The 11,020-nt window shown below is 71.5% G+C and carries 9 protein-coding genes, 1 tRNA gene and 1 pseudogene; 7 read left to right on the top strand and 4 right to left on the bottom strand.

Annotated features, from left to right (window positions below):
• Window positions 1-265: 265 nt before the first annotated feature.
• Window positions 266-487: pseudogene (locus tag ACTWQJ_RS36225) on the top strand (winged helix-turn-helix domain-containing protein); the annotation flags it as partial.
• A 68-nt stretch (window positions 488-555) separates the two neighbouring features.
• Complete coding sequence (locus ACTWQJ_RS36220; RefSeq protein ID WP_443310699.1) at window positions 556-1,389, top strand: tyrosine-type recombinase/integrase; 834 nt, start codon at window positions 556-558, stop codon at window positions 1,387-1,389.
• Window positions 1,390-1,481: 92 nt separating this feature from the next.
• On the opposite strand, the gene ACTWQJ_RS36215 is transcribed toward ACTWQJ_RS36220, so the two are convergent.
• Window positions 1,482-1,556, bottom strand: a tRNA-Val gene (locus ACTWQJ_RS36215).
• A gap of 231 nt (window positions 1,557-1,787) precedes the next feature.
• On the opposite strand from ACTWQJ_RS36215, the gene ACTWQJ_RS36210 reads away from it, so the two are divergent.
• From ACTWQJ_RS36210 to ACTWQJ_RS36195, 4 genes are all read left to right on the top strand, one after another.
• Window positions 1,788-2,624, top strand: coding sequence for a DUF4097 family beta strand repeat-containing protein (locus tag ACTWQJ_RS36210; RefSeq protein WP_443310698.1), 837 nt, complete (start codon window positions 1,788-1,790; stop codon window positions 2,622-2,624).
• A gap of 74 nt (window positions 2,625-2,698) precedes the next feature.
• On the top strand, window positions 2,699-4,093 hold the full coding sequence (locus ACTWQJ_RS36205; RefSeq protein ID WP_443310697.1) for a hypothetical protein: 1,395 nt from the start codon (window positions 2,699-2,701) through the stop codon (window positions 4,091-4,093).
• A gap of 129 nt (window positions 4,094-4,222) precedes the next feature.
• Window positions 4,223-4,807: a DUF4383 domain-containing protein gene (locus ACTWQJ_RS36200; RefSeq protein WP_443310696.1), complete on the top strand. Its 585-nt coding sequence runs from the start codon at window positions 4,223-4,225 to the stop codon at window positions 4,805-4,807.
• 9 nt (window positions 4,808-4,816) lie between these two features.
• Window positions 4,817-5,029 (top strand): FmdB family zinc ribbon protein, encoded by a 213-nt coding sequence (locus tag ACTWQJ_RS36195; protein WP_443310695.1) that lies wholly within the window; start codon window positions 4,817-4,819, stop codon window positions 5,027-5,029.
• Between the two features lie 98 nt (window positions 5,030-5,127).
• On the opposite strand, the gene ACTWQJ_RS36190 is transcribed toward ACTWQJ_RS36195, so the two are convergent.
• The 3 genes from ACTWQJ_RS36190 to ACTWQJ_RS36180 form a co-directional block, all read right to left on the bottom strand.
• Entirely contained in the window at window positions 5,128-5,940 is an 813-nt protein-coding gene (locus tag ACTWQJ_RS36190; protein WP_443310694.1) for an HAD family hydrolase, read from the bottom strand.
• A complete protein-coding gene (locus ACTWQJ_RS36185; RefSeq protein ID WP_443310693.1) occupies window positions 5,940-8,432 on the bottom strand; it encodes a phosphoribosyltransferase in 2,493 nt (830 codons plus the stop codon). Before ACTWQJ_RS36185 ends, ACTWQJ_RS36190 begins: the two co-directional genes overlap by 1 nt.
• A gap of 139 nt (window positions 8,433-8,571) precedes the next feature.
• On the bottom strand, window positions 8,572-9,741 hold the full coding sequence (locus tag ACTWQJ_RS36180; protein WP_443310692.1) for an HpcH/HpaI aldolase/citrate lyase family protein: 1,170 nt from the start codon (window positions 9,739-9,741) through the stop codon (window positions 8,572-8,574).
• Window positions 9,742-9,947: 206 nt separating this feature from the next.
• Here ACTWQJ_RS36180 and ACTWQJ_RS36175 point away from each other — a divergent pair, with 206 nt between their 5' ends.
• Window positions 9,948-10,841, top strand: a complete 894-nt coding sequence (locus ACTWQJ_RS36175) for a TerD family protein (RefSeq protein WP_443310691.1) — start codon at window positions 9,948-9,950, stop codon at window positions 10,839-10,841.
• Window positions 10,842-11,020: the final 179 nt, after the last annotated feature.

The raw sequence follows: 11,020 nt of genomic DNA, 5'->3' as shown, positions 1-11,020 counted from the left end.
CAGAGGGTTTCCCTACGTCCGCCCGCTGCACGTAGCGCGCCGCCGGGCGCGGCCAGCCGGGGCGAAGACAGGAGGCGGGCCGCGCCGGAAAGGCGGCGCGCGCCCGCGCCGTGCGCGGGCCTTGATGATCGTCAGTTTTAGACTCGGCGATCCTCTGGCGATCACCCGGATGGGGAGCAACCTACTCACAGTGAGTAGGTCCGGCTACGTTGCGCCCGGCAGGCAACTAGACGCCACCGCAGGCAGCGAGGAGTGTGCTCACCGGATGGGACCGAAGTCGGAGCGGGTCTATCGCACGATTCGCGAGTGGATCGCGACGGGCAAGTACTCGCCAGGTTCCAAGCTGCCGTCTGAGCGGACCCTGTCCGAGGACTTGAGTATCGGTCGCACCGCTCTGCGCCAAGTGCTGGTCAAGCTCGTCGCCGAGGGCGTCATCGAGGTGCACGGTCGTAGCTCCTACCGCCGTTCGGCGAGTACGCCGAGGCCTGGTTCAAGGACCGCGACTACGCGGCCACCACCCGCGAGCGCAACGCCGGGGTGCTGAGCCTGCACATCATGCCGACGTTCCGCATGGTGCCCCTGCAAGAGATCACCACGCCGCAGATCCGCCGCTGGCGTACGGACCTCCTCGACACGGGCGTCGGTCCGGCCACGGTCGCCAAGGCCTACCAGGTCCTGCGCGCCATCATGAACACGACCGTGGATGACGGACTGATCCAGCGCAACCCTTGCCGGATCAAGGGCGCCGGTGCCGTCACCCACGCTGAGCGGCCGTTCCTGTCCGTCCCCGAGGTGTACCGACTCGCCGACGCCGTCCCGCCCCACTTCCGCGCCCTCATCCTCCTGGCGGCCTTCTGCGCCCTCCGCTTCGGTGAGCTGGCCGCTCTCCAGCGCCGTGACATCGACCTGGAGGCCCGTACCGTCTCCGTCCGCCGCTCGTACGCCGAGACCCGAACAGACGGCCTTACGGTCAAGGCTCCCAAGAGCGCGGCCGGTGTCCGCACCGTCGCCTTCCCTGCCTCGCTCGTCGACGAGCTGGCGCACCACCTGGCCGAGTACGCCGATGCCGGCCGAACCGGGCTCGTCTTCGTCGGCGCCCGCGGCGGTGTACTCCGCCGCAACAACTTCCGCCGGATCTGGCTCCGCGCCCTCGACTCGACCGGCCTCGGTGACGTCCACTTCCACGACCTCCGGCACACCGGCAACACCCTCGCTGCGACTGGCGGCGCGACCACCCGCGAGCTGATGCACCGCATGGGCCACTCGTCGGTCCGCGCCGCGCTGATCTACCAGCACCTCGTCAACGGTCGCGACCACCAGATCGCCGACTACGTCGACGGTCAGATCAGGAAGGTGAAGCGGCCCCCGCGCGGCCCATCTGGCACGTAAGTGGCACGGCGGCTCCGAGCAGCCGCCAAAGAACAAGGCCCAGGTCTCCGGATACCTACCGGCTGACCTGGGCCTTCGTCGTGTCCTGCAACTGGTGGGCGCGGACGGTTTCGAACCGCCGACATCCGCCTTGTAAGGGCGGCGCTCTACCGCTGAGCTACGCGCCCAGGACGAGTCGACAGCCTACCTTGCCCGGGGCACTGTCCTGCAAACCTGTATCGCGGGGCGGGCGGCCCCCCCGTGTGGGCGTCCTGGGCGGGGGGATAACCCCACCCCGGATTCGGGAGTGGTCCGGATCCCCCGGACGAGGCCGGGTGCCTACGGTCGAGGAGTCGCCTTCCCGGCACCCACAGGCCGGGACCGGGGCGTCTCGCAGTCCGTCTCAGGGGGAGATCCTCATGGCCCGTACCGTTTCCGTTTCCGTTGGCGCTCGTGCGGCCGCTGTCGCCGGTGCCGTCGTGGTCGTCGTCGCGGGGGTCGCCGGCTGCGGGGCGTCCGCCGGGGAGGACAAGGATCCCGAGCAGCGGTCCTTCTCGCTGCAGGGGTCCACCCTTACCGTCGACTCCGACGACTCCGCCCTGGAGATCGTCGCCGCGGACGACAACCCGGCGGGCCGTATCGAGGTCACCCGGTGGTTCGAGGGCTCGGTCGTTGCGGGCAACGATCCCAAGGTGACCTGGTCCATGGAGGACGACCGGCTGGTGCTGCGGCTGAAGTGCTCCGGGTTCATCGCCGACTGCTCGGCCAAGCACCGCATCGAGGTGCCGCGCGGCGTCGACGTCAAGGTCGAGAACGGGGACGGAAGCGTACGGGCCCGGGGCTTCGGGGACGCCCTGGACATCCGTACGGGCGACGGCTCGGTCCGGGTCGAGAAGACGACCGCGGCGCTGAAGGTGCGCAGTGGCGACGGCTCCGTGCACGTCAGCGGCGCCACCGGACCGGTGGAGCTGCGTACCGCCGACGGCTCCGTCCGCGCCGACGTCAGCTCCCGCGAGGTCCGCACCCACACCGGCGACGGCTCGGTCCGGCTCGAACTGGGCGTCGTACCGGACCTGGTGGAGTCCAGCAGTGGCGACGGCTCCGTCACCGTCACGCTGCCCCGGGCCACGTACCGCGTGAGCACCGAGACCGGTGACGGCGCGGTCGACGTGTCCGTGCCCCGCGACGACTCCAGCGACCATGTGGTGTCCGCCCGCACCGGCGACGGCAAAGTCACGGTCCGGACAGCGAACTAACAGGCCCGTGTGTTCGTCCTTAACCGGTGGGAGAATGACACCGGGCAGGGCGGATGACAACACGGGAGAGGGATGTGACGGCGACACCACCTCAGCCGGAATCGCCGTCGATGCCGCGCGCGCACCGCCCTCCGCAGGTCTCCGCCGCGGTCCGTGACGCCCTCACCCTCATGAGCCTGCCCCTGATCGCCGTCCTCGCGCTGCCGGCCGCGTTCGCCGGTGGCGGCACCCGGCGGTGGTTCGGTGGGCGCGCCGAGAGCCAGCGTGCCGAGGCACAGGCCGCCAAGGACGCCGCCGCGGCCGCCTTCTACGAGCTCGACACCGCCCAGCGTGATCTACGGATCTCGATCGAGACGATCGCCGCCGTCGACGACTCCCCCGCCGCCCGCCGCGCCGCCGCCGACTTCGAGGCCCTCGGCCACCGCATCGACGAGGCCAGCCACCGCTACATCGACGCCGTCGACGCCCACGACCTCGACCGCGACGACCTGGAGGCCTCGGCCGCCAGCCGTGCCCGCACCGAGCTGACCCGGGCCAAGGACGAGCTCGGCCGTGTCAAGCAGGACCTGGACCGGTTCGCGGACGGGCTCGGTCCGCTGCTCGGCAAGGCCGAGACCCAGCTCGCCCGGCTGGCCCCCGCCGTCGAACGCGCCCGGCAGTCGCTGCTCGCCGCCTCCAACGCCCTTGACACGGTACGAGGATCAGGGCTGCGGGCGGATGATCTCGCCGCCCGTCTCGCCGCCCTCGCCCCGGAGCTGACCAAGCTGAACCAGGGCGCCGGACAGCATGGCGTACCCCAGACCCTCGAGCGGGCCGAGCGCGTCGCCCGGGAGGCCGAGGCGATCCGCGCGGAGGCCGAACGGCTGCCGGAGCGGGCCGCCGAGATCGATCACCGGCTGGTCTCCCTGCGCACCCGTGCGCAGGCCCTCACCACCCGGGCCGGTCAGGTGGAGCCGGTGCTGAGCGAACTGCGGCGGCGGTTCACCCTCGCCTGCTGGCAGGACCTCCAGCACGTGCCCGGGCAGGCCGCCGAGACCGTACGGCAGGCCGAGCTGAAGCTGACCGAGGCGCAGGCCGCGCGCGACGCCCAGCGTTGGCCGGACGCGACGGCCCTGCTGTCGACGGCACGGGCACTGCTGAACTCCACCGACGAGGCCGTCTCGGCCGCCGGTGACCGGCTGCAGCGGCTGAACGCCGTGCAGAAGGACCCGCAGCAGGAGATCGACCGGACCCGGTTCGCGATCCGGGACGCACAGCGGCTGGCCATGGCCGGCCGCAACACGCCCGACCCGCGTCACGCCCGCCCGCTGGACGACTCCGTCGGCCGGCTGGAACGGGCGATCGCCACGCTGGACGGCCGCCACCCGGACTACTGGCACTTCCTGACCGAGACGGAGGCGGTGCGGCAGACGGTGGCCAGGGTGGTCGCGCAGATCCGCGAGGAACGCGGGGGAGCCGCCGGTCACTGAGCGCGGCCCGGCCGCTGACCTGCTGTGGAGCCCGGATACGGCCCGGACGTGTTGCCCGGCGGGGCAGAGCGGGCAGATATTGAAGGGAAAGGGAAGTATGGCCTCCGCTCACGCCCAAGGGAGGCGGACATGGCCACACACGCAGCGCACGGGGGAACACGGCGGCGGATCCGGTTCGACGATCACCTTCCCGTCGACCACCGCCTGAACCAGGTCTACCGCGTCGGCGCGGGTCTGATGGGTCTGGTGCTGATCGCCTTCGGCATCCTCGGCCTGATCGACAAGGTCGGCTTCTTCGACACCCGCGGGGACCAGGTCGCGGGCCTGAACACCAACGGCGCGCTGAGCGTCCTGTCGATCTGCGTGGGGTTGCTGCTCTTCGTCGGCATGGTGATCGGCGGGAACTTCGCCTCGACGCTCAACATGATCGTCGGCCTCGCCTTCATCCTCAGCGGCTTCCTGAACCTGGGGTTGCTGGAGACGGAGTACAACTTCCTCGCCTTCCGCATCCAGAACGTGCTGTTCAGCTTCGTCTTCGGTGTGGTGCTGATGTTCTTCGGGATGTACGGGAGGGTCGGCTCGGCCCTGCCGCACGACAACCCGTACTGGCGGGCCCGCCATCCCGACCTGGTCGAGCCGGAGCCGCGGGAGCGGGCGCGGGGGGCGGCCGTGGCGCGCGACGAATCCCGGCGGCCGCCGGAGAGCGCCCGTTAACCTGTGCGTATGCCTCGCTACGAGTACCGCTGCCGGACCTGCGGCGACACCTTCGAACTGAGCCGCCCCATGGCCGAGTCCTCCGCCCCGGCCACCTGCCCGACGGGCCACGACGACACGGTGAAGCTGCTGTCGACCGTGGCGGTGGGCGGCTCGGCCACCGCGCCGGCTCCGCGAGCCGGCGGCGGGGGCGGGTGCTGTGGTGGAGGCTGCTGCGGCTGACCGCGTTTGCCCGGACGCGACCGCCACCCCGCCTACGGCCGTGCCCGGACACGACCGCCACCCCGCCTACGGCCGTGACCGGACGCGACTGCCACCGCCTACGGCCGCTCCCGGGACGCCCGCAGGAACTCGCGCAGGATGCGCTCTCCGGCCAGTACCCCCCGCTCAGGCAGAGAGGTGATGTCGGGCGCGCTCCACCCGCTGTCGGCCAGCTCGCCGTGCCCCGGACGCCAGCCCTTGTCCGCCGCGAGCAGCAGGTCGGCGTCGAGGAGGGAGTCGCCCGCGGCGAGCGTGAGGTCGGCGCCGGTGCGGAGGGCGATCTCACGCATGGCGGCGCTCTTGGTGAGCGGCTTCGGCACGGCGTAGATCTTGCGGCCCTGCAGGGAGACCGTCCAGCCGCGGTTCTCCGCCCACACCGCGAGTTCCTTCACCCACTCCTCGGGGAGCAGCTCGCGCTCGACGACGAGATAGGCGAAGAGGTCGTCGGCGACCCGGTGCTTGCGTACCCAGACCGGGTCCGCGGCCCTCAGCAGATGTTCCTGCACCTCGGCCAGCGACGCGCACTCGTCGGCCAGGCGGGCCGTCACGCGCGCGGACCAGTCGGGGTCCGACACCCCGTCCACCAGCAGGTGCCCGCCGTTCGCGCAGATCGCGTACTTCGGGGTGGGGCCGGGGAGGTTGATGCGGTGGTACTGCTTGCGGGTACGGGTCGTGGTCGGCACGAAGACCGCGGAGTCGGCGAGGTCCGCGAGCAGTGCCGCCGACGTCTCGGTCATGTACGAGAGCGGCTTGCTCTCATGCACCTCGACGCACAGCAGCCGTGGCGCCCGCGCGTCCGGCATCGTCAGCGACAGGGCCGCTGCGGAGTAGATGAGCGTACGGTCGAGGTCACTCGCCACCAGCACCGGCATCAGACAGCCACCGCCCTTCCGTCGGCGCCCGTCGCGCCGCGCGTGTACTTGGGATGGATCAGCCCCACGCAGGTGTAGGGGAGCTCGGCGACCTCCTCGACCGGTACCCCGCGCTGCTCGGCCAGCAGCCGGACGTGGTCCAGGTCGGGGCCGGCGCCGGCGCGGGCCAGGATCTTCCACGGCACGCGGCGCAGCAGGACCCGCGTGGTCTCGCCGACGCCGGGCTTGACGAGGTTGACGTCGTGGATGCCGTACTCCTCGCTGATGCGCTCGACGGCCGCCCAGCCTTCCCAGGTCGGGGTGCGGTCGGCGGCCAGGAGTTCCTTGACGGCGGCGTCGACCGCGTCCGCGGCCTCGTCGAAGCAGGCGGAGACGGCGTCGAGGAAGACCGTGGAGACGTCGGCGCCGGCGAGTTCGCGGTAGAACTTGGCGCCGTGGAAGTCGTTCGGGCCCACCAGGTCGGCTCGCAGCACGGTGCGCGATATCAGGCCGGACACCGTGGAGTTGAGGCAGGCGGACGGGATGAGGTAGTCCTCGCGGGTGCCGTAGGTCCGGACGCAGGAGCCGGGGTCGGCAAGCACGGCGATCTCCGGGTCGAAGCCGGTGACGCCTTCCGCTTCCTCGAACTCGCGCAGTGCCGCGGCCAGCTCGCGGGTGATGGCGCCCTTGCCCGTCCAGCCGTCGACGAAGACGACGTCGCGCGGGTCGTGCCGGGCGGCCAGCCAGCGCAGCGCGTTGGCGTCGATGCCGCGGCCACGCACGATGGACACGGCATAGTGGGGCAGGTCGAGGCCGTGCCGGTGCTGCGCCCAGCGGCGCATCAGGATGCCGACGGGTGTGCCCGCACGGGCCAGCGAGACCAGGACCGGGCGGGGTGACCGTTCGGCGAGGACGGTCTCGGTGACCACGCCGACGGCGTGGGCGATGCGCGCCGCGGAAGTCTCCAGGGCCGCGTGGAAGAGCTCCTGGTACTGCTCGCTGGGCTGGTACTCCACCGGCAGGGACTCCGCGTAGTGCGCGCCGCCGCTCTGGATGGCCTCTTCGCGCTCCTCGGTGGGTGCTTCCAGCGTGACGTCCGACAGGTCCTGCAGCAGCCAGCCGACCTCCTCGGGCGCGTACGAGGAGAAGGCGGGGCCGCGAAGGGGCTCGGGCAGCATGGCGGGCCTTTCGGAGGCATGCGCGGCCTCGGGAACGTACGACGGTACGACCGCGAGCAGGACGTGCGGGGCGTGGGCGGCAAGCTGGGTGAGGAGCCCGTCGGGTGCGTGCAGGGCGGGGGTGTCGGCGGTCGAGTCGACGACGGCGACGACGGCGTCGAAACCGCCGCCGGCGACGTTGTAGGCGTAGCGCTCGCCGGGGCCGTCGGCCGGGTTGTCGTGCGCCGGGAAGACCAGGCGGGTGCGTATGGCGTAGCCGGGGTCGTCGACGGCGAGGACGGGAGAGCGGGTCGTGGTGGAGAACCGTATGTCGGCGGGCGGGACGAGGTGTTCCAGCTCGCGGGCGAGGCGCAGCGGCGCGTACATCAGCTCCTCGCAGCCGAGGACCAGCACGCGCCGGGCGCCCGGCGGCAGGGCCTCCGCGAGGCGGGCGCCCATGGCGGGCAGAGCGGCCTCCAGGCGCCTGCGGTGGGCGGCGGTGAAGCCGTGCCGGCCGCCGTCGGGCACCCCGGCGGGCCAGCGCAGCTCGACCCGAGTGACGGCGCCGCCCGTCCGCTGGTCAGCACCGGCGCCCATCGGCCCCGCGTCCGTCTGTTCGTGTTCGGCGACCAGGGCCTGGCCCTTCTCCAGTACGCCGTCCGGCAGGCACACGGTCCCCTGGGCCGTGGCGACGAGGTCCACGCGGGCGCCGATTTCGTCCGCGAACTCCGCGAGGCGGTCCTGGTCGGTGGGCGAGCGCATGTCGACCAGGGCAACGACGACGTACCGGCCGCGGGGATAGCGCTCGTGCAGGGCGCGCACGGTGTTGAGGACGGTGTTGCCGGTGGAGAACTCGTCGTCGACCAGGACCAGTGGCCCGTCTCCGGCGAGCAGTTCCGGGTCCTCGGGGAGCAGCAGATGGGAGGTGGCGTGCGAGTGGGACTCCTCGAAGCCGCCGGCCTGCGCGACGCCGGGCACGGGGCGCCGGGTGGAGTGCAGGTACGGGGCGAAGCCGAGGCCGTCGGCGACCGCGTGGCCGAGCCCGGTGGCCGTCTCCGCGTACCCGACGACGACCGCGGCGCTCGCCCCGGCGTCCCCCAGCAGCTCCCGGACCCTCCGCCCGAGGGCGAACCCGGAGCCGTAGACGACCGACGGGGACTGCGGTACGTGCTTGCCGAGCACGTTCGACACGAGCAGGTGCGCCCGCTTGGGGTTGCGTCGCAGGGCGAGCCCCAGCAGGTCGGCCAGCGTGTCGTCGCCGTCGAGTTCGACCCCGAGCCGCTCGGCGACCCAGGTCCCGGACCAGGTCCCGTTCCCGTCGGCTCGGTTGTCCCCGTTGTTCACTGCCTTGTCCATGCGTTCCTTGTGTTCACCGGTGTTCGGCACCTTGTGTTCGGCGGCTTCAGTGGTTTCAGCTGTTCTCGGCGGTTTCAGCGGTTCTCAGCGGTTTCAGCGATTTCGGGGTTCTCAGGCGTTGCGGCGGTGTCCGGCGACATCAGCCGGGGATTCCCGCGGCCAGCAGTTCCACGAAGCCGATGTCCTCGTTGGCCACGCCGAACGCCTCGGCGCGCAGCAGCGTCCGCTCGGCCCAGGCGCGGTGCGGCTTCACCTCGTTCATTTTGTTCGTGTACGCCGACCTCAGCACGCCACCGCCCAGCCGCTCCGGCCGCAGGATGTCCTGGGCGTCGCTGAACTCCTCGTGACTGACCACCGACAGAGCGTGCACCGGCAGCACGTGCGAGGGATGGATGCAGGTCTTGCCGAGCAGACCGTTGGCCTGATCCAGCGTAATCTCCCGCAACAGCCCGTCCATGGCGTGCTCGATCAGCGCCTCGCGCAGTTCCTCGGCCTGCCCCTCCAGGAAGGGGCTGCGCCGCAGCTGGGGCTTGAACATGCGTTCCTGCACCCGGAAGTACTCCCACACCGGCCCGGTCACCGTGAACCCGGTGCCGTCGGCCCGTCCCAGCATGTTCACCACGTCGGCGATCACGGAGGCGACGATCTGGACGTCGTAGGCGGTCATGTCGGGGGGTCTGCGCAGCCCGTACGAGGAGCAGAAGTCCGTCACACCGAGGCGCAGCGCGAGCACGCGGTCGCGGTACTTGTCGACGGCCCGGAAGATGCCCTCCAGGGTCTCGACCCGCGACTCCCGGTACAGCAGCTCGGGCGACTCCAGCACCGGCATGGCGAAAAGCCGCTGCCCGCTCGCCGCCTCTGCGGTGGCCACGGCCTCCAGGAAGGGGATGCCGCGTTCCTCCGTGAACTTCGGCAGTACGAATCCGGACAGCAGCCGGACGGCGGGGCCGAGGCGGCGGACCAGGTCGGGGATCTGCCCAGGCGTGCGGACGCGGATGAACAGCAGGGGCAGATCGGTGTCGTCGGCGCGGCCGGCGAGCTCGGTGAACTGGCGGACGAGGTTCTCCTCGCCCGCGCCGACGTCCGCGTCGTCGATCGAGTCCTCCAGGCACAGCACCATCGAGACCACGCCGCGTCCGGTCTGCTTGACGATGTCGTCGGCGAGCCGAGGGCGGGTCGCCGGGCTGTACAGCGTGGCGCCCAGGGCTGCGGAGAGCAGCCGGGCCGGGGAGCCGGCGGTGAAGTCGCACGGCTCCTGATGGAAGAGGCGCTGCCGCACCTCAGGGGCGATGTGCCCGAAATGACGCATAAAGCTCCCCCGTGGTGACTGAGCGGCCGCTGTGCCGAGTAAAGGTGGCCGGTAATAGTACGTAGAAGGCCATGTCAGGGGTTCCCGCTGGGCATGAATTTCAGGTAACGCAGGGCAAGCAGGGCCATGTCGGCGGCACTGCGGGGCGGTCCCGGAACCCCGACCCCGCGTTGTCGTGACCAGGACGGAGAGGGCAGGATGACCGCATGACGCACGCGATGCTGAAGGGGTCGAACGTCCCGCTCGAAGCCACGACGGTGCGCGCCGTGCTGCGCTGGACGCCCGGGCAGGGGGTCCCGGATGTCGACGCCTCGGCGCTGCTCCTCGGCCCCGACGGTCGTGTGCGCTCCGACGAGGACTTCGTCTTCTACAACCAGCCCCGGCACCCCTCCGGGAAGGTCTGGCGGCTCGGCAAGAAACGGGTCACCGAAGGCCTGACCGACACGATCCAGACAGACCTCTCCGGTGTCGAGTCCGACGTCAGCCAGATTCTGCTGGTCGCTTCGGCGGACGGCGTCGCGTTCGACTGCGTACGGTCGCTGCGCATTCTGCTGTACGACGCGGCTGCGCCCGACGGTGAGCCGCTGGCCTACTTCGACGTCAAGCCGGAGACCGGTGAGGAGACCGCGCTGATCTGCGGTGAGCTGTACCGGCGCGGCGAGGGGTGGAAGTTCCGGGCGCTCGGCGAGGGGTATTCGAACGGGCTCAAGGGGCTGGCGACGGACTTCGGGATCTCGGTGGACGAGGCGGAGGCCGCTCAGGAGCCTGCCCCGGCCGCCGACACCACGTCCGCTCCGGCGCACCGGTCGGCACCCGAGGTGTCGCGTCCCCTGCCCCCGGAGCAGCCGACGACGGCCGCACAGGCGCAGACCGCGCAGCCTGCGTACGGGTATCCGCAGCAGCAGCCCGCGGCGGCGGCGAGTCAGCCGGCGTACGGGTATCCGCAGCCGACCAGTCAGCCTGCGTACGGGTATCCGCAGCCCGCTCCGGCGACCGCGCAGTCCGGGTACGGATATCCGCCACCGGTACCGGTGCCGGCCGCCGCACCGGACCCCGACTTCCGGCTGCCGCCGCAGGGGCCGCAGTTCATCGGGCGCTAGGGCCTGTCCGGCGGATCAGGCCGCAGGAGATCGGCGGCGCCTGACGAACGCAGGTGAGCGGGGTCTGGTGCGTCCAGCTGCAAGGCGGAGGAGGGAGTCGACGCGATGGGGGTCCCCCCGCTCGAGCGAAGTCGAGAGTGGGGGAGTCGGCGACCGACGACAACGCGGCAGATGGGGGG

It is taken from the genome of Streptomyces sp. KR55 (assembly GCF_052245645.1).
Taxonomy (GTDB): domain Bacteria; phylum Actinomycetota; class Actinomycetes; order Streptomycetales; family Streptomycetaceae; genus Streptomyces; species Streptomyces flavusporus.
Note: the sequence above shows the minus strand (reverse complement) of the source record. Positions and strands in the feature narration are given on the sequence as shown.

Bases quoted from the DNA above. Each gene is read 5' to 3' on its own strand.
- ACTWQJ_RS36220 (WP_443310699.1), top strand. From the start codon at position 556: ATGCCGACGTTCCGCATGGTGCCCCTGCAAGAGATCACCACGCCGCAG.
- ACTWQJ_RS36210 (WP_443310698.1), top strand. From the start codon at position 1,788: ATGGCCCGTACCGTTTCCGTTTCCGTTGGCGCTCGTGCGGCCGCTGTC.
- ACTWQJ_RS36200 (WP_443310696.1), top strand. From the start codon at position 4,223: ATGGCCACACACGCAGCGCACGGGGGAACACGGCGGCGGATCCGGTTC.
- ACTWQJ_RS36195 (WP_443310695.1), top strand. From the start codon at position 4,817: ATGCCTCGCTACGAGTACCGCTGCCGGACCTGCGGCGACACCTTCGAA.
- ACTWQJ_RS36190 (WP_443310694.1), bottom strand. From the start codon at position 5,940: ATGCCGGTGCTGGTGGCGAGTGACCTCGACCGTACGCTCATCTACTCC.
- ACTWQJ_RS36185 (WP_443310693.1), bottom strand. From the start codon at position 8,432: ATGGACAAGGCAGTGAACAACGGGGACAACCGAGCCGACGGGAACGGG.
- ACTWQJ_RS36180 (WP_443310692.1), bottom strand. From the start codon at position 9,741: ATGCGTCATTTCGGGCACATCGCCCCTGAGGTGCGGCAGCGCCTCTTC.
- ACTWQJ_RS36175 (WP_443310691.1), top strand. From the start codon at position 9,948: ATGACGCACGCGATGCTGAAGGGGTCGAACGTCCCGCTCGAAGCCACG.